25 protein-coding genes are annotated in these 24,583 nt (G+C 73.5%); 7 read left to right on the top strand and 18 right to left on the bottom strand.

Annotated features, from left to right (window positions below; genetic code table 11):
* Position 1: 1 nt before the first annotated feature.
* From IE109_RS02390 to IE109_RS02360, 7 genes are all read right to left on the bottom strand, one after another.
* A complete protein-coding gene (locus IE109_RS02390) occupies positions 2-913 on the bottom strand; it encodes a carbohydrate ABC transporter permease (protein WP_189548709.1) in 912 nt (303 codons plus the stop codon).
* Complete coding sequence (locus IE109_RS02385) at positions 910-1,848, bottom strand: carbohydrate ABC transporter permease (protein ID WP_189548708.1); 939 nt, start codon at positions 1,846-1,848, stop codon at positions 910-912. Before IE109_RS02385 ends, IE109_RS02390 begins: the two co-directional genes overlap by 4 nt.
* 92 nt (positions 1,849-1,940) lie before the next feature.
* On the bottom strand, positions 1,941-3,665 hold the full coding sequence (gene araD / locus IE109_RS02380) for an L-arabinonate dehydratase (RefSeq protein WP_189548707.1): 1,725 nt from the start codon (positions 3,663-3,665) through the stop codon (positions 1,941-1,943).
* A complete protein-coding gene (locus tag IE109_RS02375) occupies positions 3,662-4,564 on the bottom strand; it encodes a dihydrodipicolinate synthase family protein (RefSeq protein ID WP_189548706.1) in 903 nt (300 codons plus the stop codon). Before IE109_RS02375 ends, araD begins: the two co-directional genes overlap by 4 nt.
* Before the next feature lie 20 nt (positions 4,565-4,584).
* A complete protein-coding gene (locus tag IE109_RS02370; RefSeq protein ID WP_189548705.1) occupies positions 4,585-5,232 on the bottom strand; it encodes a GntR family transcriptional regulator in 648 nt (215 codons plus the stop codon).
* Positions 5,233-5,731: 499 nt separating this feature from the next.
* Positions 5,732-6,922, bottom strand: coding sequence for a hypothetical protein (locus IE109_RS02365; RefSeq protein ID WP_189548704.1), 1,191 nt, complete (start codon positions 6,920-6,922; stop codon positions 5,732-5,734).
* Positions 6,919-7,848, bottom strand: a complete 930-nt coding sequence (locus tag IE109_RS02360; protein ID WP_189548703.1) for a 5-dehydro-4-deoxyglucarate dehydratase — start codon at positions 7,846-7,848, stop codon at positions 6,919-6,921. Before IE109_RS02360 ends, IE109_RS02365 begins: the two co-directional genes overlap by 4 nt.
* 244 nt (positions 7,849-8,092) lie before the next feature.
* Between IE109_RS02360 and IE109_RS02355 the strand changes: the two genes are divergently transcribed.
* From IE109_RS02355 to IE109_RS02345, 3 genes are read left to right on the top strand one after another with little or no spacing between them, the layout of a single operon-like run.
* Positions 8,093-8,902 carry an NAD-dependent epimerase/dehydratase family protein gene (locus IE109_RS02355; protein ID WP_189548702.1) on the top strand — a complete coding sequence of 270 codons (810 nt, stop codon included), beginning with the start codon at positions 8,093-8,095 and terminating at the stop codon, positions 8,900-8,902.
* Positions 8,903-8,946: 44 nt separating this feature from the next.
* Positions 8,947-9,177: a hypothetical protein gene (locus IE109_RS02350; protein WP_189548701.1), complete on the top strand. Its 231-nt coding sequence runs from the start codon at positions 8,947-8,949 to the stop codon at positions 9,175-9,177.
* A gap of 44 nt (positions 9,178-9,221) precedes the next feature.
* On the top strand, positions 9,222-10,430 hold the full coding sequence (locus IE109_RS02345) for a TerD family protein (RefSeq protein ID WP_189548842.1): 1,209 nt from the start codon (positions 9,222-9,224) through the stop codon (positions 10,428-10,430).
* On the opposite strand, the gene IE109_RS02340 is transcribed toward IE109_RS02345, so the two are convergent.
* Positions 10,405-13,593 carry a cytochrome P450 gene (locus IE109_RS02340; protein ID WP_189548700.1) on the bottom strand — a complete coding sequence of 1,063 codons (3,189 nt, stop codon included), beginning with the start codon at positions 13,591-13,593 and terminating at the stop codon, positions 10,405-10,407. The two genes, IE109_RS02345 and IE109_RS02340, sit on opposite strands and share 26 nt — an antisense overlap.
* A 74-nt stretch (positions 13,594-13,667) precedes the next feature.
* On the opposite strand from IE109_RS02340, the gene IE109_RS02335 reads away from it, so the two are divergent.
* Both IE109_RS02335 and IE109_RS02330 read left to right on the top strand, forming a co-directional pair.
* Entirely contained in the window at positions 13,668-14,306 is a 639-nt protein-coding gene (locus IE109_RS02335; protein WP_189548699.1) for a helix-turn-helix transcriptional regulator, read from the top strand.
* Between the two features lie 31 nt (positions 14,307-14,337).
* On the top strand, positions 14,338-15,105 hold the full coding sequence (locus IE109_RS02330) for an SDR family NAD(P)-dependent oxidoreductase (protein ID WP_189548698.1): 768 nt from the start codon (positions 14,338-14,340) through the stop codon (positions 15,103-15,105).
* Between the two features lie 49 nt (positions 15,106-15,154).
* Here IE109_RS02330 and IE109_RS02325 read toward each other — a convergent pair whose 3' ends face one another.
* The gene (locus IE109_RS02325; RefSeq protein ID WP_189548697.1) at positions 15,155-16,621 is read right to left on the bottom strand and encodes an amino acid adenylation domain-containing protein; all 1,467 of its coding nucleotides are present in this window, start codon (positions 16,619-16,621) and stop codon (positions 15,155-15,157) included.
* Between the two features lie 197 nt (positions 16,622-16,818).
* On the opposite strand from IE109_RS02325, the gene IE109_RS02320 reads away from it, so the two are divergent.
* On the top strand, positions 16,819-18,699 hold the full coding sequence (locus tag IE109_RS02320) for a DUF8508 domain-containing protein (protein WP_189548696.1): 1,881 nt from the start codon (positions 16,819-16,821) through the stop codon (positions 18,697-18,699).
* A gap of 279 nt (positions 18,700-18,978) precedes the next feature.
* On the opposite strand, the gene IE109_RS02315 is transcribed toward IE109_RS02320, so the two are convergent.
* The 6 genes from IE109_RS02315 to dapD all read right to left on the bottom strand — a co-directional run bounded on the left by IE109_RS02315 (position 18,979) and on the right by dapD (position 21,783).
* On the bottom strand, positions 18,979-19,116 hold the full coding sequence (locus IE109_RS02315) for a hypothetical protein (RefSeq protein WP_189548695.1): 138 nt from the start codon (positions 19,114-19,116) through the stop codon (positions 18,979-18,981).
* A 194-nt stretch (positions 19,117-19,310) separates the two neighbouring features.
* On the bottom strand, positions 19,311-19,592 hold the full coding sequence (locus IE109_RS02310; RefSeq protein ID WP_189548694.1) for a DUF4235 domain-containing protein: 282 nt from the start codon (positions 19,590-19,592) through the stop codon (positions 19,311-19,313).
* Between the two features lie 8 nt (positions 19,593-19,600).
* Positions 19,601-19,858 (bottom strand): DUF3618 domain-containing protein, encoded by a 258-nt coding sequence (locus IE109_RS02305; RefSeq protein ID WP_189548693.1) that lies wholly within the window; start codon positions 19,856-19,858, stop codon positions 19,601-19,603.
* Positions 19,855-20,244 (bottom strand): phage holin family protein, encoded by a 390-nt coding sequence (locus IE109_RS02300; RefSeq protein WP_229890453.1) that lies wholly within the window; start codon positions 20,242-20,244, stop codon positions 19,855-19,857. The genes IE109_RS02305 and IE109_RS02300 overlap by 4 nt, the downstream gene beginning before the upstream one ends.
* A 257-nt stretch (positions 20,245-20,501) precedes the next feature.
* The gene (locus tag IE109_RS02295) at positions 20,502-20,708 is read right to left on the bottom strand and encodes a hypothetical protein (RefSeq protein WP_189548692.1); all 207 of its coding nucleotides are present in this window, start codon (positions 20,706-20,708) and stop codon (positions 20,502-20,504) included.
* 91 nt (positions 20,709-20,799) lie between these two features.
* Positions 20,800-21,783: a 2,3,4,5-tetrahydropyridine-2,6-dicarboxylate N-succinyltransferase gene (gene dapD, locus IE109_RS02290; RefSeq protein WP_189548691.1), complete on the bottom strand. Its 984-nt coding sequence runs from the start codon at positions 21,781-21,783 to the stop codon at positions 20,800-20,802.
* A 448-nt stretch (positions 21,784-22,231) separates the two neighbouring features.
* Here dapD and IE109_RS02285 point away from each other — a divergent pair, with 448 nt between their 5' ends.
* Positions 22,232-23,344 (top strand): DUF7847 domain-containing protein, encoded by a 1,113-nt coding sequence (locus tag IE109_RS02285; protein ID WP_189548690.1) that lies wholly within the window; start codon positions 22,232-22,234, stop codon positions 23,342-23,344.
* Here the strand turns inward: IE109_RS02285 and IE109_RS02280 are convergent.
* The 3 genes from IE109_RS02280 to sufU all read right to left on the bottom strand — a co-directional run bounded on the left by IE109_RS02280 (position 23,334) and on the right by sufU (position 24,581).
* On the bottom strand, positions 23,334-23,699 hold the full coding sequence (locus IE109_RS02280) for a VOC family protein (protein ID WP_189548689.1): 366 nt from the start codon (positions 23,697-23,699) through the stop codon (positions 23,334-23,336). The two genes, IE109_RS02285 and IE109_RS02280, sit on opposite strands and share 11 nt — an antisense overlap.
* Positions 23,700-23,781: 82 nt before the next feature.
* Positions 23,782-24,120, bottom strand: a complete 339-nt coding sequence (locus tag IE109_RS02275; protein WP_189548688.1) for a metal-sulfur cluster assembly factor — start codon at positions 24,118-24,120, stop codon at positions 23,782-23,784.
* Positions 24,117-24,581, bottom strand: a complete 465-nt coding sequence (sufU, locus tag IE109_RS02270) for a Fe-S cluster assembly sulfur transfer protein SufU (protein ID WP_189548687.1) — start codon at positions 24,579-24,581, stop codon at positions 24,117-24,119. The genes IE109_RS02275 and sufU overlap by 4 nt, the downstream gene beginning before the upstream one ends.
* Positions 24,582-24,583 lie beyond the last annotated feature (2 nt).

The raw sequence follows: 24,583 nt of genomic DNA, 5'->3' as shown, positions 1-24,583 counted from the left end.
GTCAGCCCTTCACCGCTCCGGCGCTGAAGCCGGTGATGAGCCACTTCTGGATGAACGCGAAGACGATGACCACGGGGACGGCGGCGATGACTCCGCCCGCCGCCAGGGCGCCCAGGTCGACGCTGTCGGAGCCGATGAGGGTGTTGAGGCCGACGGGGATGGTCTGCCGGTCCTGCCGGCTGAGGAACATCAGGGCGAACAGGAAGTGGTTCCAGCTGTGGACGAAGGCGAACGAGCCGACCGCGATGAGTCCGGGCCGCAGCAGGGGCAGGACGACCGCGAGGAAGGCGCGGAGCCGGGAGCAGCCGTCCACCCAGGCGGCCTCTTCCAGGGAGACCGGCACGTTCTTGATGAATCCGCTGATCAGGATGATCGACAGGGGCAGCTGGAAGACGGTCTCGGCGATGATGACGCTGCCCAGCGAGTTGATCATCCGCATCTCGCGAAAGATCTCGAACAGCGGGACCAGCATCAGCGCGCCCGGGATGAACTGCGAGCACAGCAGCGCCAGCATGAAGCCGTTCTTGATCCGGAAGTCGAACCGGGCCAGTGCGTACCCGCCGGTCAGGGCGATCAGGGTGGTGGTCACCAGCGTGGCGAGGCCGACGAGCATGCTGTTCTGGAAGAAGACGGCGAAGCTGCGCTCGTTCCAGACCTTGTCGAAGTGTTCGAAGGTGAGGGGCCACGGGACGAGCGAGGTCGACCCGGCGGGGCGCAGCGCGAACAGCAGCATCCAGTAGAAGGGGACGAGTGTGAAGAGCAGGTACAGCCCGAGCGGGAGATAGATCTGCCAGCGGGGTACGTCGTCGAAGGCGCGTTCCCGCTTGGGGGTGCGGGAGCGGGCGGGGGGCAGCGGTCCCCGGGGCGCGGGCACGCGCGCGTGGGTGCCCTTCTCCGCGAGTTGGGCGGTCATGTGCGGTCGCCTCCGAACTTGCTCAGGCGCAGATAGAGGATCGAGCAGAAGAGGAGGATCACGAACGCGACGGTGGTGAGCGCGGAGGCGTAACCGAAGTCGTGGCCCTCGATACCGGTGTTGGCGATCATCAGCGGCAGTGTCGTCGTGACCCCGGCGGGGCCGCCGCCGGTGAGGGTGTAGAGCAGGTCGACGTTGTTGAACTCCCAGACGCCGCGCAGCAGCGTGGACAGGATGATCGCGTCCTTGAGGTGCGGCAGGGTGATGTGGAGGAACTGCCGCAGCCGGCCGGCCCCGTCGACGGACGCCGCCTCGTACAGGTCCTTGGGGATGGACTGGAGGTCGGCGAGGATGAGGATGGCGAAGAAGGGGACGCCGCGCCAGAGTTCGGCGACGACGGCCGCCCAGAAGACGGTGCCGGTGTCGGAGAGCACGGAGGTGCCGTAGGCCCCGATGCCGAGGTCGGCGAGGTAGCGGCTCATGCCCGTGGAGGGGTTGTAGAGCAGCATCCAGATGGTGGTGGTCAGGACGCCGGAGACGGCCCAGGGCGAGAAGACCAGGGCGCGGGCGACGGCCCGGCCGACGAACGTCTGGTTGACCAGCAGCGCCAGCATCAGCCCGAGGGCGAGTTGCAGGCCGACCTGGACGACGACCCACTTGGCGCTGAAACCGAGCGTCGGCCAGAAGAGCGGGTCCTCGGTGAAGACGCGGGTGAAGTTGTCGAGGCCCGCGAAGCCGTTCTTCCAGGGCTTGGTGACGTTGTAGTTCTGCAGGCTGTAGTAGAAGACGCTCAGTACCGGGTAGGCGATGAAGCCCAGCATCAGCAGACCGGCGGGGGCGATCAGCAGATACGGCAGACGGCGTGGTTCGGCTCCGGTCCCCGTGCGGCGCCGGCCGGCCCGGGGGTGCTTCGCCACGGCTGCGGCTTGGGCCATGACATGTCTCCGTTCGTCATTGCGTGGGGTGAAGCGCTTGCCGGATCGTGTTCGACATGCCGGACAAGAGGATCCGGTCAGAGAAGGACGGTTCAGCCCGCGTAGGGGTCCGGGACCTCGCCGGCCCTGGCGAGGAACGCGAAGTCGCAGCCGGTGTCGGCCTGGGTGATGTGCTCGTTGTAGAGCGCGCCGTAGCCGCGGCCGTACCGGGCGGGCGGCCGGGTCCACTCGGCCCGGCGCCGTCCGAGTTCCTCCTCGGTCACGTCCAGGTGGAGGGTGCGCGCCTGGACGTCGAGGGTGATGAGGTCGCCGGTGCGGACCAGGGCGAGGGGGCCGCCGACGTACGACTCGGGCGCGACGTGCAGGACGCAGGCGCCGTAGCTGGTGCCACTCATCCGGGCGTCGGAGATCCGCACCATGTCCCGTACGCCCTGCTTGAGCAGGTGGTCGGGGATGGGCAGCATCCCGTACTCCGGCATGCCGGGGCCGCCCTTGGGCCCGGAGTTGCGGAGCACCAGCACATGGTCGGGGGTGATGCCGAGGTCCGGGTCGTTGATGGTGCGCTGCATGGTCCGGTAGTCGTCGAAGACGACGGCGGGGCCGGTGTGCTTGAGCAGGTGCGGTTCGGCGGCGATGTGCTTGATGACGGCCCCGTCGGGGCAGAGGTTGCCGCGCAGCACGGCCACCCCGCCCTCGTCCGCGAGCGCCCGGTCGCGCGGCCGGATGACGTCGTCGTCGTGCACCAGCGCGCCGGCGAGCTGTTCGCGCAGGGTGGTGTGGGCGACGGTCGGCCGGTCCAGGTGCAGCAGGTCGGTGATGCGGGAGAGGAACCCGGGCAGTCCGCCGGCGAAGTGGAAGTCCTCCATGAGGTGCCGGCCGCCGGGCCGGAGGTTCGCCAGTACGGGCACGGTCCGGGCGATCCGGTCGAAGTCGTCGAGGGTGAGCGTGACGCCGGAGCGGCCCGCCATGGCGATCAGGTGGATCACCGCGTTGGTGGAGCCGCCGAGGCCGAGCACGGTCGTCACGGCGTCCTCGTACGCCTCCCGGGTCAGGATGTCGGACGGCTTGAGGTCCTGGCGCACCAGGTCGACGATCCGCATTCCGGAGGCGGCGGCCATCCGGTCGTGGCCGGAGTCGACGGCCGGGACGGAGGAGGCGCCCGGCAGGGTGATCCCCAGCGCCTCGGCCGCGGCCGTCAGGGTGGAGGCGGTGCCCATGGTCATGCAGTGGCCGGGCGAGCGGGCGAGGCCGTTCTCCAGTTCGGCCATCTCGCAGTCGCCGATGAGCCCGGCCCGCTTGTCGTCCCAGTACTTCCACATGTCCGTGCCGGAGCCGAGGACCTCGCCCCGCCAGTGGCCGGGCAGCATCGGCCCGGCCGGGACGAAGACGGCCGGCAGGTCGGCGGAGGCGGCGCCCATCAGCAGCGCGGGCGTCGACTTGTCGCAGCCCCCCATCAGCACGGCGCCGTCGACCGGGTAGGAGCGCAGCAGTTCCTCGGTCTCCATGGCGAGGAGGTTGCGGTAGAGCATGGGCGTGGGCTTCTGGAAGGTCTCGGAGAGCGTGGAGACCGGGAACTCGAGCGGGAAGCCGCCGGCCTGCCACACGCCCCGCTTGACGGCCTGGGCGCGGTCGCGGAGGTGGACGTGGCAGGGGTTGATGTCGGACCAGGTGTTGAGGACCGCGATGACCGGCTTGCCCAGGTGCTCCTCGGGGAGGTAGCCGAGCTGCCGGGTGCGGGCGCGGTGGGAGAACGAACGCAGGCCGTCGGTGCCGTACCACTGGTGGCTGCGCAGTTCCCGGGGCGTACGGGGCGTCATGCGGACCAGCCCCCGATCATCGCGGCGACCCGGTCGCGGTCCGGTCCGGGCAGCAGGCGGCTGGGCGGGCGGACGTCGCGGCGGCACAGGCCGAGGGCCGCCAGGGCCTCCTTGACGACGGTGACGTTGTCGGCGGACTGGTCGGCGGCGCGCAGGTCCTCGAAGGGGCGGATCTGCTCCCACACCTTCGCGGCGGCCTGCTGGTCCCCGGCGCGCAGCGCCTGGAGCATGGCGAGGGAGACGGCCGGGGCGACGTTGACCAGCCCGGAGGTGAACCCGGTGGCGCCCATGGTCCAGTAGGCGGGCGCGTACAGCTCGGCGAGGCCGGCGATCCACACGAACCGGTCGAGTCCGGCGTCGCGGGCGACGGCGCCGAACCGGGCGGCGTCGGGCACGGCGTACTTGACCCCGATGACGTTGGGGCACAGCTCGCCGAGCCGGCCGATGGTGGCGCCGTCGAGGAGCGGGTTGCGGACGTAGGGCACGACGCCCAGGTCGGGGACGGCGTCGGCGATGGCGCGGTGGTACGCGATCCAGCCGTCGCGGGAGACGTAGGGGTGCACGGGCTGGTGGACCATGACCATGCCGGCGCCGAGGTCGCGGGCGTGCCGGGCGGCGGCGGTCGCGGTCGGCAGGTCGTGTCCGACGCCGACGAGGACGGCGGCGCGGTCACCGGTCTCCGCGACGGTCAGCTCGGTGACGAGGGTGCGCTCCTCGGGGGTGAGGGCGTAGAACTCGCCGGTGTTGCCGCCCGGGGTGACGGCCCGCACCCCGCCGTCGAGCAGTCGGCGCAGCAGGGCGCGGTAGGTGTCGCGGTCGACGCCGCCTTCGGCGTCGAACGGGGTCACGGGGATCGCGACGACGTCGGCGAGTGCCGACCTCAGCGCTGCGTGGTCCATGCGGCTGTCCTGTTCCGTGGTCACTGGGCGTCCTCCGGGAAGGCCCGCTGGACGAAGGAGGCGATGTGGTCGTGCAGGGCGCGGGCGGCGCCGTCGGCGTCCCCGGCCTCCGCGAGGTGGAGGATGCGCCGGTGTTCGTCGGCCTCGCGGCGCCAGGACGGTTCGGCGCTCCAGGCGACGGTCGACACCAGGGCGGCCTGGTCGCGGACCTCGTCGAGCATCCGGGCCAGCAGCGGGTTGCCGCAGGGCAGGTAGAGGGCGCGGTGGAACTCGCGGTTGGCGAGCGAGCGCTCGGCCTGGTCGGCCGCGGTGTCGGCGGTGGCCAGCGCCAGGCCGGCGGCGTCGAGGGACGCGCGGCGCGTGATCGTCCGGCGCAGCGCCTCGGGTTCGAGGAGCAGGCGTACGTCGTACACCTCGCGCGCCATGGCGGCGTCCACGGTGCGGACGGTGGCGCCCTTGTACTGGCTCATGACGACGAGTCCGGTCCCCGCGAGGGTCTTGAGGGCTTCCCGCACCGGGGTCTTCGACACTCCGTACAGCGCCGCCAGCTCGGTCTCCACCAGGGGCTTGCCGGGGGGCAGTTGTCCGGTGAGGATCGCGTGCTTGATCGCCTCCAGGACGTACTGGGTGCGGGAGGGGATGGGGCTGGGGGCGGCGGCGAAGGCCATAGGGGCGGCTGCTCTCATATCTCGCGTATCGCGTCTCATATATGACGTACGAAGTACGACGCGATGAAGTTAGGGCGGTGGCGGGAGTTCGTCAACGCTTATGACAAAACACGTCCGTTGGGGTTTCGCCCGGGGCGCGGGGGCGCCCGATCCGACCGGGGTGCCCCGGCCGGCACGCTGACGGCGGTCAGCGATCGACGGGGCGGGTGCCGCGGGACCGGAACGCACGCCCGCGTCCGACCGGGGTGGTCGTCTCCGGCTTCGGCTCGGCGGCATGTGGCCGGTGGCCGGCCTGTGCGTCACGTCCCTGCGTGGTCGGACGCCCCGGCGGCGCTGACGGTGTTCGCGATGGGGGCGCCGGTGCGGTGGCGGCCGGGACGGCGGCGGGTGCCGCGCCGTTGCCGCTGCGAGCGGGCCCGGTCGCGGTGACGGACGTGCGTGTCGTGCCGCGCGACGGTGGTGGTGGTGGTGGGTCCGGTGACGGCCGCCGTGCCGGGGCTCAGTCCCCGGCGGCCCCCAGTGCGCGCAGGGCGGCCCTGACGGCGGTCAGGTCCGGGTCGGAGGCCAGGCCCGCGTGGTAGAGCCGCAATTCGGTGGCGCCCAGCTCCCGCGCGCGGGCCGCGTCGGCGGCGAGCGTGGACGGGGAGCCGCCCATGCCGGTCACCACGGTGAAGTTGGCCGCCAGGACGGTCTCCCCGCGCGCGTGGGCCGCGAACGGCGGCAGGACCGTGTCGGCGCCGCCGCCCGTGCAGGGCACGACGACGCCGTCCGCGACGGACAGGACGTGCGCGGGATCCACGCCCGCGTTGGCGCCCGTGCGGTACGGGGCGGGGTCGGCGTGCAGCAGGACGCGGAAGGAGGGGTGGGCGGCCGCCCGGACCGCCGCGACGGCCTCCTCCTGGAGGGTGCGGGCGGCCCGGGTGCGCCACGCGAGCGTGGCCGCGGCGAGGTCGGCGCCCAGCAGCTCCCGCACGGCCGGCCACCCGGTGCCGGACGCCCCGCCGGAGGCCCACACCGGCTCCAGGGCGCGGCGCACCGCCGCGGCGAGCTCGTCCGGGTCGAGGCCCTCCGCCGCGTACCCGGCCCGGCACGACGCGCAGAAGCACAGGGACATCAGGTACTGCGCCGCGTCCCCGAGGGCGACTCCCGCGACCTTGTCGTGGGCGTGCAGGTGGGCCATCCCGTACCAGCCGCACGACTCCAGCTCGGTGCCGCGCGCGCCGGGGCGCACCGCCGCCTCGGCGGCCAGCGCGGTGAGGTAGGCCCTGACCGCGGGCTGCGCTACGCAGGGCGCCCACGGGTAGCGGTCGCCGTAGGCGTTGACCACCGAGGTGCCGGGGCGCTCGGCGCCGAGGCGGGAGCTGTGGGCGAGGACGACCCAGCTGTGCACCTCCAGCCCGGCGGCCTCCAGGGCCCGGGCGGCCTCCCCGTACGCGTCGCCGGGCGCCCAGTCCCCCGCCTCGTACGGCGCCAGGTCCCGGCCGGCCCAGCGGGAGCGGTCCGGCGGGTAGAGGACGGCGGCGTACTCGGCGGTGACGACGCGGTGCGCCGGGTGGCGGGGGGTCAGGGCCCGGGTGGAGTGGTACGCGGAGGCCAGGGTGACCTGCCGGACGCCGAGGTCCGCGATCCGGGCGGCGGCGTCCGGGTCGCCGGTGACGTCCCAGGGGTAGAGGAAGGCGGAGGTCCTCACCGCGGGTCCCCCAGCAGGGCGCGGCCTCGCCCGATGATGGCGGCCAGCTCCTCGAGGTGGGCGGGCGCGGGTTCGCTGAGCGGCGGCCGGACCTCGCCGACGTCCAGGCCGCCCATGCGGACGGCCGCCTTGACCAGCGACACCGCGTAGCCCCGGCCCTTGGCGCGCAGCTCGACCAGCGGCCGGTAGAAGCCGTCGATGAGGCGCTCGACGGTCGCGTCGTCGCCGTTGTCGAGCGCCCGGTGGAAGGCCAGGGCGATGTCGGGGGCGAAGCAGAAGACGGCGGAGGAGTAGAGCGTGACGCCGATGCCCCGGTAGGCGAGGCCGGTGAGCTCGGCGGTGGGCAGGCCGTTGAAGTACAGCAGCTCGAGTCCTTCGGCGCGGACGGCGCTGACGATGCGCTGCATCAGGTCCAGGTCGCCGAGGCCGTCCTTGAGGCCGATGACACCGTCGAGGCGGGCGAGCTCGACGGCCGTCCCGGGGGTGAGGACGGCGTTGTCGCGCTGGTAGACGATGACGTCCAGCCCGGTGGCCCCGGCCAGGGCGGTGTAGTGGCGCAGCAGCCCCTCCTGGTCGGCGACCACGAGGTAGGGCGGCATGGCTAGCAGCCCGTCGGCGCCCGCCTCCTCGGCGATGCGGGCGTAGCGGATCGCGAGGGCGGTGCCGTACCCGGTGCCGGCCACGACCGGCACCCGTCCGGCGGTCTCCTCGACGGCGGCCGTCACGCAGGCGCCGTACTCCTCGGGGGTGAGGGCGTGGAACTCGCCGGTGCCACAGCAGGCGAAGACCGCGCCGGCGCCGGCCTCGACCCCGGCGCGCACGTGCGCGCGGAACGCGTCGAGGTCGAGCGTGCCATCGGGGCCGTACGCGGTGACGGGGAAGAAGAGCAGGCCGTCGAGTCGGCCGGCGAGCGGGGCTGAGGTCACGGGCGCTCCTTGAACCAGGCGTCGTACACAGCTGTGATTAGCGTCCATATTCATGAACGGGATCACGCTAGACCCGCCCCCTCGGGCCGGTCAAGGCGGGGGATGGACGGAAAACCGGCGACTCGGAGACGTGCTCGGCGGGTCCCGCCCCCCTTGACGGTGCTCTCGATCGCTCTCTAGCGTGTCCACGCATGTGAATGCGGCCCAGGTATGTGTGCCGTCCGCCCATCAAGGAGATCCGCCCATGCCCGCTCCCCGCACGGTCCTGCTCACCGGAGCCGCCGGCGGCCTCGGCACCCTCATGCGCGAGCTGCTGCCCGCGTACGGATACGAACTGCGCCTCCTCGACGTCGTCCCCGTCGAGGGCGAGCCCGGCGCGATCGCCGCCGACCTCGCCGACCGGGAAGCCCTGCGCGAGGCCGTCCGGGGCGTCGACGCGATCATCCACCTCGCGGGCATCTCGCTGGAAGCCCCCTTCGAGAAGATCCTGCGCGCCAACATCGCGGGCACGTACAACCTCTACGAGGCCGCGCGCGAGGAGGGGGTGGCCCGGATCGTGTTCGCCTCCAGCAACCACGCCGTCGGGTTCACCCCGCGCCCGCGCGCGGAGGACCCGTTGATCCCGGTCGACACCCCGCGCCGCCCCGACACCCACTACGGCCTGTCCAAGTGCTTCGGCGAGGACCTGGCCCAGCTCTACTGGGACCTGCACGGGGTGGAGACCGTCTCCGTGCGGATCGGCTCCTGCTTCCCCCGGCCCACCTCCGTGCGGATGCTCTCGGTGTGGATGAGCCCCGCCGACTGTGCCCGTCTCTTCCACGCCGCCCTCACCGCCGGGGACGTCGGGCACACCGTCGTGTACGGCTCGTCCGCCAACACCCGCCTGTGGTGGGACCTCTCGTCGGCCCGGGCGCTCGGCTACGAGCCGCAGGACGACTCCGAGCGGTACGCCGCCGCGCTCGTCGCCGAACAGGGCGAACTCGACGACGCCAACCCCGACCACGCCCACCTCGGCGGCCACTTCTGCACCAACCCGCCGCAGTGGCCGCACTGATAACCGGATGACGGGCGCGGCGCCGGCCGGGCAGGATGCGGCCCATGCCCCGACCCCAAGGTTTCCGCTACGCGCGCCACGCCGACGGCACCGTCGAGATCACCCACCGGGACCGCCCCGCGGGGACTCTGCGGGGCTCCCGCGCGGAGCGGTTCCTCACCGAAGCGGAATCGGGTGACGCCCAGCTGGTGATGGCCCGGTGGACCGGCGCGTACAAGCACGGCAACGAGCGGGCCGCCCGCGACCATCCGCGTAACCGGAGTGGCCGTAGGTAAGGGAACGGCAAAGCGATGTCGCTCGTTACCCCGGCATGACAGCTATGACCCCCGGCTCGAACATCCCGCTTCCCGTCACCCGTGTGGCGGTGGACGTCGCCGCGCCCGTGCGGCTCGACGTATCGGGCCTGCTGCTCACCGCCGACGGCAAGGTGCGCTCCGACGACGACTTCATCTTCTACAACCAGCCGGCCGGCCCGGGCGTGACCTACCGGTCGGGCGGCGGCACGGCACCGGACGCGATCATCGTGGACACGGCCGCCGTGCCGCCGGGCATCGAGAAGATCGTCGTCACGGCGAGTCCGGACGCCGCCGGGCAGACGTTCCAGGGCATCGAACCCACCGCGACCATCCGCGACGCCGACGGCGGCAGCGTGCTCGCCACCTTCACTCCGCCGCGGCTCGGCACGGAGACCGCGCTGGTGGTGGTGGAGGTCTACCTCCGCAACGGCGTCTGGAAGGCCCGCGCCGTGGGCCAGGGGTACGCCGACGGGCTGGCCGGCATCGCCACCGACTTCGGTGTCTCGGTCGACGAGGAGCCGGCGCAGGCCGCCCCGGCGCAGGCCCCGGCTCCGGCCCGGGCAGCTGCGACGCCCCCGGCACCCGCCGCGCCCGCCGCCCAGGCCGCGCCCCCGGCCCCTCCCGCCGCTGCCCCGGCACCCGCCCCCGGAGCCGGGAAGATCAACCTCGACAAGGGCCGGGTCAACCTCCAGAAGAACCAGACCGTCTCCCTCGTCAAGAACGGCCGCCCCCTCCTCTCGCAGGTCAAGATGGGCCTCGGCTGGGAGCCCGCGTTCCGGGGCAAGGACATCGACCTCGACGCCTCCGTCATCGCCTACGGCCCCCAGCGCAACCACCTGGACAGCTGCTACTTCGGCAAGCTGACCATCCTGAACGGCGCCGTCAAGCACTCCGGCGACAACCTGACGGGCGAGGGCGCGGGCGACGACGAGGTGATCGTGGTCGACCTGGGCCGCCTGCCCGCCGACGCCACCGGCCTGGTCTTCACGGTGAACTCCTTCTCCGGCCAGAAGTTCACCGAGGTCGCCAAGGCGTACTGCCGGCTGATGGACGCGGCCACCGGCGAGGAGCTGGTCCGCTTCGACCTCACCTCCGCCGAGCCGCAGACCGGCGTCATGATGGCGAAGCTGATCAAGCAGTTCACCGGCGAGTGGGAGATGACGGCGATGGGCGATTTCGTGAAGTCGCGGACCGTGCGCGGCATGGTCAAGCCGGCCGCGCAGGCGCTGTAGGACCCGCCCCGTAGACGTCCTCGACGTAGCGGCCCTCCGCGACGAGGCGGTCCAGCCAGGCCCGGGCCTCCTCGTCGCCGGCGCCCGGCGTGTGCCGCGCGTACAGCGTGCGGAACGCGTCCCGCACACCGGGCGCCATCCTCGTCGCGTCCCCGCACACGTACACCCGCGCGCCCGCCCGGAGCAGCGGCCACAGCTCGGCCGACTCCGCGTCGACGCGGTGCTGGACGAACCGCGCGCCGGCGACCGGGGCCTCGCTGAACACCGGCCGGACCGAGACCGCGCGCTCGGCCTCGGCCGCCCGCAGCTCGTCGGCGTGCAGGTAGTCGGCCTCCGGGGCGTCGCAGCCGAAGTAGAGCACGGCCGGCCCCAGCCCGGTCGTACCGGCCGCCAGCAGGGCGCGCCGGTCGGCGACGACGCCCCGGAAGGGCGCGAGCCCCGTCCCGGCGGCGACCAGGATCAGCGGTTCGCGGCCGTGCCCGATCCGGAACGCCTCCCGGCACGGCTGGACCCGGGCCAGGACCGTGTCCCCGGGCCGCACGGCGGCGAGGTACGCCGAGCCCGTGCCCGGGGCGGCGGCCGACACCATCAGGTCCACGTGGCGCGGGTCCACGGCCGGTGACGACGACACCGAGTACGTGCGCGGCCGCATCGGCTCCAGCAGTTCCAGCAGCACCGGCCAGGGCAGCGCCTCGCGGAGCGCCGGATACGCCTCGATCAGCTCCGCGAGGGTGGCCCCGCCGGGGCGGGCCGCGCGCAGGGCGGCCTTCTCGGGCGGGCAGGGATTCAGGTCGGCCAGCCGGACCAGCTGTGCGGCGCCCGGCCGGTGGCCGAGGTCCACGTGGTGGGTGAGCAGGTCGCGTACGGTCACGGGCCGGTCGACCGCGAGGGCGGGGCGCCCGGACCCGGCCGGGACGATGCTCAGCACGGTGTCCGGGTCGGCGCCCAGGAGGCGGATCGCGCGATCCACCTGCGCGGGCGCGTTGGCGGGCAGCACGGTGAGGTGGTCGGCCGTGCGGTAGGTGACCCCTTCGGGCAGCGCCAGCCGTACGAACCGCTTCACGCGCGCGTACCCCGGCCCGGTCAGGCTCCGGCTGCCGGTCACCGTCATGGGGACGAGGCCGTACCGGCGCGCCGCCTCGCCGAGCGGGCCGCCCGTCAGCTCGGTGACGGTGTACGCGGGGCCGCCGCCGGCCGCCTGGGACGCGCGGACTCCGCTCGTCGCCCCCGCCGGGGAGCCGCCGCCGCTCGCCGCCCGGGACGCGGGATCGCCGTAGCGTTCCAGGAGCGCCGCGAGGAGCCGACCGGTGAACGCGCGCACCGCTCCGCCCAGGTCGCCGGACGCGTCCGCCTCCCCCCGCGCCAGCAGCCGGTCGCCGCCCAGGTCCGCGAGGCGCTCGTCGACGAAACCGGGCACCCGCTGGTAGGTGGCGGCCCAGTTGCGGTCGCCGACGCCCAGCACGGCGTACCGGACCCCGTCCGCCGAGCCCGCCTCCGCCTTCTCCAGCCACTCGGCGAACCCGGTCGCGTCGTCCGTCGGACGGCCGTTGTAGGAGGCGGCGACGATCACGACCGGCCGGCCGGCGGGCGGGCCGTCCTCGTACGCGTCCAGCGGCGCCACCTCCGTCGCGCAGCCGATGCCCTCCGCCGCGGCCGCCAGGTCCCCGGCGAAGCCCCGGCACGTACCGTAGTTGCTGCCGTGCAGCACCAGCAGCTCCGTCCCGGGCAGCACGCGGCCGGCGCCGCGCACGCCGTCCCCGGTCACGACCGCCTCCGCGCGGCGGGCGAACCGCTCCGTACGGGGCAGGAGCGTCAGCGTGAAGCCGTCCGGCTTGAGCGTGAGCGACTCCTTGACGCGCAGCCGGTAGCCGTCGTGGTCGACGGGCCGGAACCGGTGCACGAGCATGGCGAGCAGCATCGTCGCCTCGTGCAGCGCGAACTGCCGCCCGATGCAGGCGCGTTCCCCGGTGCCGAAGGGCTTGTAGGCGTGGACCGGGCGGGCCGCCTCCGCCTCCGCCTCCGGGTCGAACCGGGACGGGTCGAACAGCTCGGGGTTGTCGCCCCAGACGGCCGCGTCGCGGTGCAGCGCCGGCACGACGACGGTGGCCGCGTCGCCCGCCCGCAGCGGGATCCGGCCGCCCAGGAGGGTGTCCACGCGCGCGCGGCGGCTGAACGCCGCGGCCGTCGGCCACAGCCGCAGCGCCTCGTTGAGGACCTGCCGGGTGCGGCGCAGCAGGCCGATCTCCTCGAACGTGGGCTCCACCTCCGCCGTGCCGCCCCACAGCTCGTCCACCTCGCGCTGCACGGCGCGCAGTTCACCGGGGTGCTTCACCAGGTAGTACAGGGCGAACGACAGGGCGCCGGACGTCGTCTCGTGCCCGGCGATGAGGAACGTGATCACCTGGTTGCGGATGTTCTCGTGATCCAGGCCGGAGCCGAGCATCAGCCCCATCAGGTCGTCCTGCCCCGGGTCGCCCGCCGCCCCGCCCGTCCCCCCGCGCGCTCCCCCGCGTGCGGTGATCACCTCGTCCACGACCGAGGCCAGGTAGCCGGCGTCGGCGCGGAACGCCGCGTCCTCGGCGCCGTGGTCCCCGCCGGGCGCGCGCCCGAGACGGTTCATGGACCACTCCAGGCAGCGGACCATGGCCTGGACGAAGGGATGCGGCTCGGCACGCCCGAACGACCCGAAGTCGTAGCCGAATCCGGCGAGGCCGATGGTGTCGAGGGTCATCCGGGTCATGTCCTCGGGCACGTCGACGGGGGTTCCCCCCGCGGCGTGCGCGTCCCAGGAACGGATCAGGCGCCGCGCCACCCGCAGCATCACCGGGTGGTAGGCGCGCATCGACCCGAGTGCGAAGGCGGGCATCAGCACGTCGTGCGCCTTCGCCCAGTTGGGTTCGTCGTCGTACGCGGTGAACAGCCCGTCTGCGGTGAACTCCCGGACGTTCTCCAGGGCGGGGCCGACATGCTTGGCGAACCGTTCCTCGTCGCAGAGGTCGGCGACCAGGCCGGCGTCGGCGACGAAGAGGGTGTCCCGGCCGTGCAGCCGGCGCCGGATCACGGGGCCGTGCTCGCGGAGCAGGTCCATGACCTGCTGGAGGGGAGTGTCCGTCACCCCGGTGCCGGAGATGTCGACGACGGGGACGGAGGTGTCGTTGCTCATGCCCTTCAGCGTGGCCCCGGGCACCCGCCCGCTCCGGCGCGTCCTCTACATGATTCTGTAGTGCCATGCACGGCATGCCGCAGGACATTCTCGAGAACGGGGACCTCGTCGACTGGCGCAACCGCGCGCTGCTGGTGTTCGACCGGGTGCCGGTGCCGGTCGCGGTGTGCCGGACCGACGGGGTGGTGCTGCTGGCCAACCCGGCCATGGCGGCGGAGTGGGGCACGAGTCCGGGCCGGCTGCCGGGGCGGAACGTCCTGGAGCTGTTCCACCCCAGCTCGGCGGAGCAGGTCCACCGGATCGTCGAGGCCGTCCGGCGGGGCCGCCGCTCCCGTTACCCGATGCGGGTGGAGTGGACGGGGCCGGACGGGCGCGGGCGGTACGGGGAGCTGACCGCCGACACGGTCAGCGACTCGGCGGACGCCCCGCTGTGGCTGCTGGTGCTGCTGAACGTGCTCGGCACCCGGGCGGAGCCGGCCCGCCCCGCGGCCGTCGAGGTGACCGGTACCGAGAAGCGGATCCTCGCTCTCGCCGCGTCGGGGGCGACCACCGAGCGGATCGCCCGCTCGGTGGGCCTCACCGTGGACGGCGTCAACTACCACCTGACCCGCCTCTGCCGGCGCTGGGGCGTGCCGGGCCGTACGGCGCTCGTGGCCCGCGCGTACGTGCTGGGCGTGCTGGCCGCCGACGCCTGGCCCCCGGCGCCCCGGTGACGGCATCTCACTTCCACCGAAAGGCGTACCCATGAACGTTCCGGACACCGGCCGCCGGGTGCTCGTCAGCGGGGCGTCCCGGGGCCTCGGCCGCGCCGTCGCCCGGGCGTTCGCCCGGAACGGCGACCGGGTCGCGGTGCACTACGGCTCACGCGCCGACGAGGCGCGCGCCACGCTGGCGTCCCTGCCGGGCACGGGCCACGTCCTGACGGGCGGCGACCTCACCGACCCGGCGGAGGCGGCCCGGATCGCCGACGCCGCCGCCGACGCGCTCGGTGGCCTGGACGTCCTCGTCAACAACGCGGCGGTCAACACCCCGCACCCACTCCCCGAGACCCCGTACGACGCGTGGGTGGCGGCCTGGCAGCACCACGTCGCCGTCAATCTGCTCGCCACCGCGCACCTGAGCCACCTGGCCGCCCGCCGCATGATCGACCAGGGTACGGGCGGACGCATCGTCAACATCGGGTCGCGCGGCGCCTTCCGGGGCGAGCCGGACCACCCCGCCTACGGCGCCACCAAGGCGGCCGTGCACGCCCTCGGCCAGTCGCTGGCGGTCTCCCTCGCCCCGCACGGCATCGCCGTCGCCTCGGTCGCCCCCGGCTTCTTCGCGACGGAGCGCGTCGCGCCCCGCCTCACCGGCCCGGAAGGCGCCGCGATCCGCGCCCAGAGCCCCTTCGGCCGGGTGGCCACGCCGGAGGAGATCGCGGCGGCGGTCCTCTGGCTCGCCTCACCGGCCGCCGAATGGTCCTCCGGCACCGTCCTCGACCTCAACGGCGCCTCCCACCTGCGTACCTGACCGCCCCCGCCCGGTGCGGCCCCGGCGGCACCGGGGCCGAGTCCCCGGCTCAGTCAGCCGTCCGGGACCGGGCCTTGAACGCGGCCTTGCGCGCCTCCTTGGCCACCCGCTTGTCGCGGTGCAGCCGGCCCATCGCCTCCAGGACCTCCGGCGTGGCCGGGTGCTCCACCCGCCACGCGGAGTCGAAGAACCCGCCGTGCCGGCTCGTCAGCCCCTCGACCAGCTCCTGGAGTTCCTCCAGGTCCCCACCGCCGACCGCGTCCAGCTGCGCGGCGATCGTGTCGATGGCCAGCCAGAAGATCATCGGCTCCGGCGGTGCCGGCACGTCCGCCGCCTCGCGCTCCGCGAGCCAGACCCGCGCGAGGCCGCCCAGCTCGGGGTCGTCGAGGACCTCCCGTACCGCCGGCTCCGCCTCGGCGCCCACCAGGGACAGCGCCTGCTGGCAGTGGAGCCGGCGCAGCGGCGAGCCGGCGTCCGTGCCCTTGGCGGCGGCGAGCAGTTCGCGCGCGGCCGGCAGCGGCTCCCGGCGGGCCAGCCACGCGTGCGTCTCGGCCCGCGCCGACGCCTCCGGGTAGCGGGCGACCCCGTCGAGGAGGACGTCCGCGCCCTTGTCGGCCAGGTCGCCGACCGCGGGGGCGTCCACTCCCGCCTCCAGCATCCGAGCGCGGACGCCGTACAGCCCGAGCGGGGTGAGCCGGACCATGCCGTACCGGGACACGTCCTCGTCGTCGCCCTCCTGGGCCGGGGCGGGCTCCTCGCCCTCCTCGGCCATGAGCGACTCGTCGACCGGCTGGTACTCGACGAGCCCGACCGGCTCCAGTACCTGGAACTGGTCGTCCAGCCGCATCATCGCGTCGGAGACCTGCTCCAGGATGTCGTCGGTCGGCTCGCCCATGTCGTCGGGCACGATCATCGACGCGGCGAGCGCCGGCAGCGGTACGGGCGCGTCCCCGGAGCCGCCCTCGGTGACGGTGAGGAGGTACAGGTTGCCGAGGACGCCGTCGAGGAACTCGGCCTCGGCCTGCGGGTCCCAGTCCAGCGCGTCCAGGTCGAGGTCGCCGTCCTCGCCGAGGAGGCCGGCGAGGTCGTCGAGCAGCGGCGCGGTCGCGTCGGCGAGCGCCGTCTCCAGGGCGTCGAGCCACAGCGCGAGGACGTCCTGCGGCGCGCCGCCGGTGACCAGGGCGAGCTGCCCGCCCGCCTCGACGGAGCCGTCCTCACCGCCGCCCTCGTCGTCCTGCGGCTCCTCGACCACCACGAGTCCGGTGTCGACGGCGACCCGCCACGCCTCGCTGGCGTACGCCGCCCCGTCGTCGTCCGGTGTGAGCCCGAGCGCCTCGGCTGCGGCCGGGAGCTGGTCCTCGACGAGTTCGCCGCCGGCGCCGACCCGGGTCTCCGGCCCCGCCCAGCGGGCGAGCCGAACGGCCCTGGCGAGCAGCGGGGCGACGAGCGCGTCCCGCGCCAGCTCCGCGTCCGAGGGCAGCCGCACCGGCGGCAGAGTGGGGCGATCCGACGACATCAGCGGTTTCTCCTCGGCACGTACGTGGGGGTCGGGCGGCCCCCAGCGTAGACGTATTCGGACCCCCTCCCGGCAGTTCATGTACCGGTCAAGACCCGTCCACCCGCGAACCCTTGACAAGGACAGGCCCCAGACCAGAGATTGACGCGCGTAGAGCTACCCCTCAGTACCTCCCACGAACCCCATCGGAGCCCGTGATGCCTTCCTCCCTGCCGAGAACCGCGCGGACGTCCGCGTCGCCGCTGTCGCGCACCGCGCCCCGCACCGCCGCCGTCTCGGCCGTCCTCGCCGCCGCCCTCGCCGCGGGCCTGCTGGCCACGGGGCCGGCCACGGCCGCCGACACGGCCGACGCGGTGCGCGTCCACGACATCCAGGGCACCACCCGGATATCCCCGCTCGCCGGGCAGCAGGTCACCGGGGTGACCGGCGTCGTCACCGGCGTACGGACCTACGGCTCGCGCGGCTTCTGGTTGCAGGACACGCAGGCGGACGACAACCCCGCCACCAGCGAGGGCGTCTTCGTCTACACCGGCTCCGCGCCCACCGTCGCCGTCGGTGACGCGGTCACCGTCTCCGGCACGGTCACCGAGTACGTCCCCGGCGGGGCCTCCTCCGGCAACCAGTCGCTCACCCAGATCACCAAGCCGGCCGTCACCGTCACCTCCTCCGGCAACCCGGTCCCCGCGCCGGTCGTGGTCTCGGCGCGCTCCGTCCCCGCCGCGTACGCCCCCGAGGGCGACCCGGCGGCCGGCGGCTCCGTCAACGGCCGGACGCTGGAGCCGGGCCGTTACGCCCTGGACTACTACGAGTCCCTGGAGGGCACCAACATCCGGATCGGCTCCTCCCGGGTCGTCGGCGCGACCGACCCGTACAACGAGCTCTGGGTGACGGTGAAGCCGCACGAGAACGACAACCGGCGCGGCGGCGCGGTGTACGGCTCGTACACCGCGCAGAACACCGGCCGCCTGCAGATCCAGTCGCTGGTCCCGATCTCGCAGACGCCGTTCCCGAAGGCGAACGTGGGCGACTGGCTGACCGGGACCACCGAGGGCCCGCTGGACTTCAACCAGTTCGGCGGCTACACCCTCACCGCCCGCACCCTGGGCACGGTCGCCGACCGGGGCCTGGAGCGGGAGAGCACCGAGAAGCAGCACCGCGGCGAGCTGGCGGTGGCGACGTACAACGTCGAGAACCTCGACCCGACGGACGCCCAGGAGAAGTTCGACGCGCTGGCGAAGGCCGTCGTGGAGAACCTGGCCTCGCCGGACATCCTCGCCCTGGAGGAGATCCAGGACGACAACGGCGCGAAGAACGACGGCACGGTCGCCGCCGATCAGACGCTGAAGAAGTTCACCGACGCGATCGTCGCGGCCGGCGGCCCGGCGTACGAGTGGCGCGGCATCGACCCGGCGAACAACAAGGACGGCGGCGAGCCCGGCGGCAACATCCGCCAGGTCTTCCTCTTCAACCCCGAGCGCGTGTCGTTCACCGACCGCGCGGGCGGCGACGCGGCCACCGCGACCGGTGTCGTGCGGGAGAAGGGCCGGGCGGCCCTCACCCACTCCCCCGGCCGGATCGACCCGGCGAACACCGCGTGGGACAACAGCCGCAAGCCGCTGGCCGGCGAGTTCACCTTCCGGGGCCGGACGGTCTTCGTCATCGCCAACCACTTCGGGTCGAAGGGCGGTGACGAGTCGCTGGTCTCGCACCACCAGCCGCCGAACCGTTCCTCCGAGGCCAAGCGGCTTCAGCAGGCGCAGGCCGTCAACGCCTTCGTCAAGGACGTCCTCCAGGTGCAGCGCACCGCCGACGTCGTGGTCCTCGGCGACATCAACGACTTCGAGTTCTCCGCGACGACGCGGGCGCTGACCGACGGGGGCGCGCTCCACGCGGCGGTCACCTCGCTGCCGCGCAGCGAGCGCTACTCGTACGTCTACCAGGGCAACAGCCAGGTGCTGGACCAGATCCTGACCAGCCCGTCGATCCGCCGCTTCGAGTACGACAGCGTGCACATCAACGCCGAGTTCGCCGAGCAGAACAGCGACCACGACCCGCAGGTGCTGCGCTTCCGCCCCTGACGCCGGTCAGGACACGCCCGCGCCCGACCTCGGCGCGGGCGTGTACCGCCGCGGCGTTCAGCAGGCCGCTGCGGTACAGCGCGCAGGGCCTCGGGGCGCTGCGCACGGCACCCGGCACGGCGGCGTCGGGGCCGGCGTTCCGGTCGTCCCGCCGGGTCCGGGCGAAGTCCTGGCGGGCCCGCTCGTCCGTCCACTGCGCGTAGTACAGCAGCGTGTCCCCGTCCACGCCGGTGTACACGCGGTACGAGACAGCCCCGGGTCCGGCCGGTCGCGGCTGCGTCAGGCCGCCGCGACGGCGTCGACGGCGGCCCGCTGCCGCTCCGGCGTCCCGACGCGCCACGTGTCGACCTCGACGACACCGACGCCGGGGCGGCGGAGGTCCGGACGGGCCGCGGCGGCTTCGTCGATTACGGTCATGGGTGTCCCCTCGGATGATGACGGACGCCGCGCCACCCCGTGCGGGGCGGCCATGACCATGCTGAAAGGTCAAGCGCGGTCGAGGTCAACCACCCGCGGGGCCTTGTCCGGACACGGCCGCGCGGCCGTACCCGGATCCCGGATACGGCCGCGCACCGGTGCGGCTCGGCCACCCGCCCCCGGCTCTGCGCCGGTCAGCCCGGCCAGGAGCCCGTGACGCGCCGGACGCCCATGGCGCCGGAGCGGTCGACCGCCGCCTTGACCACCGCGAAGATCGCGCCCTGGACGGCGGCGGCGAGAAGGATCTCCTTCCACTCCCGCTCCTCGTCCATGGCGTCCGGGGCGTCGCCGTCCCCGATCGCCGCCCACGCCTTGGCGAACAGCGTGCTGGCCACGGCACCGCTCGCCATGCCCAGCAAGATGCCCACCGGCCGGTAGAGCAGCTTCTGCTTGCGCTTCCTCTTCTGCTTCGCCATTCCCGTCCTCATCCCCACTTTCCACTGCGTCGCAACTGCCAGAGCACCACACCCGCGACCACCACGGCGGCGACCGCCGCGAGGAGCGGTCGTGAGTGTTCACGCACCGGCTCCGGGGTCTTGTCGTGCACCAGGTGGGCGGCGCGCGCCTTCACGTCCGTCTTGGCCATGAGCTGGTCGATGGTCTCGCCCAGTTCCTGCCGCTTGCGTGCCGCCTGGAGGCGGAGTTCGTCAGGTCCAGGGGTGTGGTGCGTGTCCCGCGTCATCGGTGGACCCTCTCCTTGATCTCGTGGACGTCCGAGCGCACGCCGTCGATCGCCCGCTCCGGCTTCGGCGGCACGGCGCGCTTCAGCTGCGCGCGGCCCAGCACGGCGAGGACACCGGCCAGGATCAGGAACAGCACGGTCGCGATGAGCACGGCGGCCCACACGTCGAGCGCCACCGCCAGCGCGGCGGCCACGGTCGCCCACACCCCGATGAGGCCGACGTAGCCGACGGCCGCCGCGGCCCCCAGCATCCCGCCGCCCTTGCCGGCGCGCTTCCCCTTCTGCATCATCTCGGCCTGCGCGGTGCGCATCTCGGTCTTCACCAGGTCGGAGAGCTGTTCAGACGCCTGCTTCACCAGCTCGCCGACCGACGGTTCTCCGGCCACGCGGATCGCCTCCCATCTCGTACGGGAAGCATCGGGTACCCCGTCGAGCGACCGCGCAACCAGCCCACTCTTCAGCAGCGCTCACCCATGACCGCGTGAGAATCAAGAACGCCTACGACGTCGTGCGCCGGCCGGCTTCCGCTCCCCGGCCCCGGGGGAGCCGCTGGACGGACGGTGCCCCGGTCCGCGCACGCGAACGCCGCAGCCCGCCGGCCGGGAGGCGGCCGACGGGCTGCGGCGGTGTGCGAGGAACCGGCTCAGGAACCGACGACCTCGTTGTGACCGAGGACGGCGACGTGCTCCAGCACGTCCTCCATCGGGTCGTCGATCTGACCGATCGACACCAGCGTGAGGTGGGGCCCTGGGCCCGAGGCGCGGTGGGCCTCGTCGGCGTGGGCGGCACCGGGCGCCAGCGCCGCCACCAGCGCGAGGAGGCCCGGGATGATGAGCCTGCCGATTTTCATATGATCCGTCCCTCGCCTCGCCGATTCGTACGATCGTGTGCGCCCTGCTTATCCACCCGAGTGGCGGAAAGGTTACGCACCCTCACACGATTCAGTTGTGGCTGTGGAGGATGTCGTTGAGTCCGCCCCACACCGCGTTGTTGGGGCGGGCCTCCACGGTGCCGGTGACCGAGTTGCGGCGGAAGAGGATGTTCGACGCGCCGGACAGCTCGCGCGCCTTGACGATCTGACCGTCCGGCATCGTCACGCGCGTTCCGGCGGTGATGTAGAGGCCGGCCTCGACGACGCACTCGTCGCCGAGCGCGATGCCGACGCCCGCCTCGGCACCGATCAGGCAGCGCTCGCCGACGGAGATGACGACGTTGCCGCCGCCGGACAGGGTGCCCATGGTGGAGGCCCCGCCGCCGATGTCGCTGCCGTCGCCGATGACGACGCCCGCGGAGATGCGGCCCTCGACCATCGAGGTGCCGAGCGTGCCGGCGTTGAAGTTGACGAAGCCCTCGTGCATGACGGTCGTCCCGGCGGCCAGGTGCGCGCCGAGCCGGACGCGGTCGGCGTCGGCGATGCGGACACCCTTGGGCGCGACGTAGTCCGTCATGCGCGGGAACTTGTCGACGCTGGTGACCTGGAGGTGCAGGCCCTCGGCGCGGGCGTTCAGCCGGACCTTCTCCACGTCGTCGACCGCCACGGGCCCCAGCGAGGTCCAGGCGACGTTGGCGAGCAGCCCGAAGACGCCGTCCAGGTTCTGCCCGTGCGGCTTGACCAGCCGGTGGCTGAGCAGGTGCAGGCGCAGGTAGGCGTCGTGGGCGTCCAGCGGCTTGTCGTCGAGCGAGGCGATGACGGTACGGACGGCGACGACCTCGACGCCGCGCCGCGCGTCGACGCCGAGGGCCTTGGCGGCGCCCTCGCCGAGGAGGTTCACGGCCTGGTCGGAGGTGAGCCGCTCGGTCCCCGCGGGTCCCGGCTCGGCGACGAGCTCGGGGGCCGGGAACCAGGTGTCGAGAACGGTGCCGTCGCCGGCGATGGTGGCGAGGCCGGCGGCGACGGCGCCGGTGGTACGGGGTGCAGAAGTCATGCCAGAAACCTAACCGGCGCCCCGCCGCCCGGGCGAACCGGTCTCATCTCCCGGTCGCCCGCCCCGCGCCCCCGTACCGGAGCGGGCCGGGCGAGGAGGGTTCCGGCGGTGATGTCGTCGGCGACCGTGTCCCCGAGGCGCCGGGTGGCGTACCGGTGGATGCCGGCGCGTACCGGTGGTACGGCTCGGCGAATGCCTCCGGGCGGTTCGGGGACGCGGCGCTGACACCGGCGTCGTTGTCCGGCGGGCCGGTCACGGGATCTCCGTCTCTGGCGGGTGTGGTCACACCCCTGTTCCCCGCGGGGTCCCGCCGGGTTCACGGCGATCGGCCGGCCCGCGTCCCGGGGCGTACTCCGCGCCGTCGGGACCGCGTGCGCGCCGAGCGCACTCACCCGGCGGCTACCGTGTGCACGGCAGTCACACACCAGTACGAGGGGAACGGGGACGCATGTCGCAGCACACGGGGTGGGGGCCGCCGGCCGGACCGCCCGCCGGACCGCCGCCGGGACCGCCCGCCGGACCGCCGCCCGGCGGCCCCTACGGCTGGGGCGGCGGCTGGACGCCCCCTCCCCCGCCGCCCGAGCCGGGCGTCGTCCCTCTCGCCCCGCTCTCCGTCTCCGACCTCCTCAGCGGCGCGCTCGCCACGCTCGGACGCCACTGGAAGCAGCTGCTCGGCCTGGCCTTCGCGGCCTACGGCACGGCCACCGTGGTCCTCGGCGGCGGCCTGGTCCTCGCCTTCCTGGCGCTCCGGGACCGGCTGGAGGACGCGGGGCGGGACGACCTACCGACGCTGCTGGGCGCCTTCGGCGGCCTGTACGCCCTCGGCACGCTGCTCCTGCTGACTGCCAACGCGGTGGTCTACGCGAGCTGCCCCGCCGTCCTCCAGGACGCCGTCCTGGGCCGCCCCACGACCATCGGCACCGTGTGGCGCCGGGTGCGGTCCCGGCTGGGGGCGGTGCTGGGCACGGTGCTGCTGACGGGCCTGATAGCGGCGGTCCCGCTCCTGCTGATGGCCCTCGCGCTGGTCGGGATGTTCGTGGCGCTCCTGGCCCCGCCCCAGGAATATCCGGGCGCCGGCTGGTGGGCGCTGGCGGGGGTGGTCGGCGTGCTGGTCACCGGTCCGCCGGCGATCTGGCTGTGGGTGCGCTTCAGCTTCGCCCCGGCCGCCGCCGTCTTCGAGGGGCGGGGGGCGGTCGCCGCGCTGCGGCGCTCCTCGCGGCTGGTGCGGGGCGCCTGGTGGCGGACGTTCGGGATCACACTGCTGGCGTCGCTCATGGCGGCCGTGACCGGATACCTCATCCAGCTGCCGTTCCAGTTCCTGAGCGCCCTGCCCGGCGCGGGCCTGTCGGACGCCTCGCCCGACACCACCCTGGTCGTGACCCTGCTGGTCACCACGCTCGCCTTCGCCCTGCTCGCCCAGCTCGTCGCGCAGATCGTCACGGCCGCCTTCCCCCAGCTGGTCACGGCCCTGCTGTACGTCGACCGGCGCATCCGCGAGGAGAACCTGGCGCCCGCGCTGGCCGAGGCCGCCGGCGTGCGGCCGGGCGGCCTCACCCCGTGAGGGACTTCTTCGGCCGCAGGACGCAGAACTCGTTGCCCTCGGGGTCCGCCAGGACCACCCAGGTCACGTCGTCGCCCTGCCCGACGTCCACCCGCCGGGCCCCGAGGCCGATGATCCGCTCCACCTCGGCGTCCTGGTCGTCGGGCGTCAGGTCCAGGTGCAGCCGGTTCTTGACCGTCTTCCCCTCGGGTACGGGGAGGAGGACGATGCCCGGCATCGCGTGCTCGTCCGCCCCGATGACGACCTCCTCGTCGTCCTCGTAGAGGACCCGCCAGTCCAGGACCCCGGTCCAGAACCGGGCGAGGGCCGGGGCGTCGTGGGCGTCGATGGCGATCTGGTACAGGGAAACGGCCATGCCCGCCAGTGTGCCTGGCGGGCATGGCCGTCGCAGCCGAAAAACCGGAGGTGCCGTGGTCCCGTGGGACCGGGCGCCTGGATCAGACGTTGAACCCGAGCGCGCGCAGCTGCTCGCGGCCGTCGTCCGTGATCTTGTCCGGGCCCCACGGCGGCATCCAGACCCAGTTGATCTTCAGTTCGTTGACGATGCCGTCCGTCGCGGCCTTCGCCTGGTCCTCGATCACGTCGGTCAGCGGACAGGCCGCCGACGTCAGCGTCATGTCCAGCGTCGCGATGTTGGAGTCGTCGATGTGGATGCCGTAGATGAGGCCGAGGTTGACGACGTCGATGCCCAGCTCGGGGTCGACGACGTCGTACAGCGCCTCGCGGACCTCCTCCTCGGACGCCGGCTTCATCTCGGCCGTCTGGTTCTCGCTCATGCCGTCTTCCTCTCCGCGCCGTCGCCCATCGCCTGGGCGGTCGCGTCCTTCCAGGCCATCCAGCTCAGCAGGGCGCACTTGACCCGGGCCGGGTACTTGGAGACGCCGGCGAACGCGACCGCGTCCTCCAGCACCTCCTCCATCGCGTCGTCGGGCTCGACCTTGCCCTTGGACTGCATCAGCTCCAGGAACGTGGCCTGGATACGCTGCGCCTCGGCGAGCTCCTTGCCCACGAGGAGTTCGTTCAGGACGGAGGCGGACGCCTGGCTGATGGAACAGCCCTGGCCCTCGTACGACACGTCCGCGATCCGCGAACCGTCGTACTTCACGCGCAGCGTGATCTCGTCGCCGCACGTCGGGTTGACGTGGTGCACCTCGGCGTCGCCGTCCCGCAAGCCCCGCCCGTGCGGATGCTTGTAGTGATCCAGGATGACGTCCTGGTACATCGAATCCAGCTTCACAC

The sequence above is a fragment of the Streptomyces lavendofoliae genome (genome assembly GCF_014649735.1).
GTDB lineage: Bacteria > Actinomycetota > Actinomycetes > Streptomycetales > Streptomycetaceae > Streptomyces > Streptomyces lavendofoliae.
This window is presented reverse-complemented; position numbering and strand designations above follow the sequence as displayed.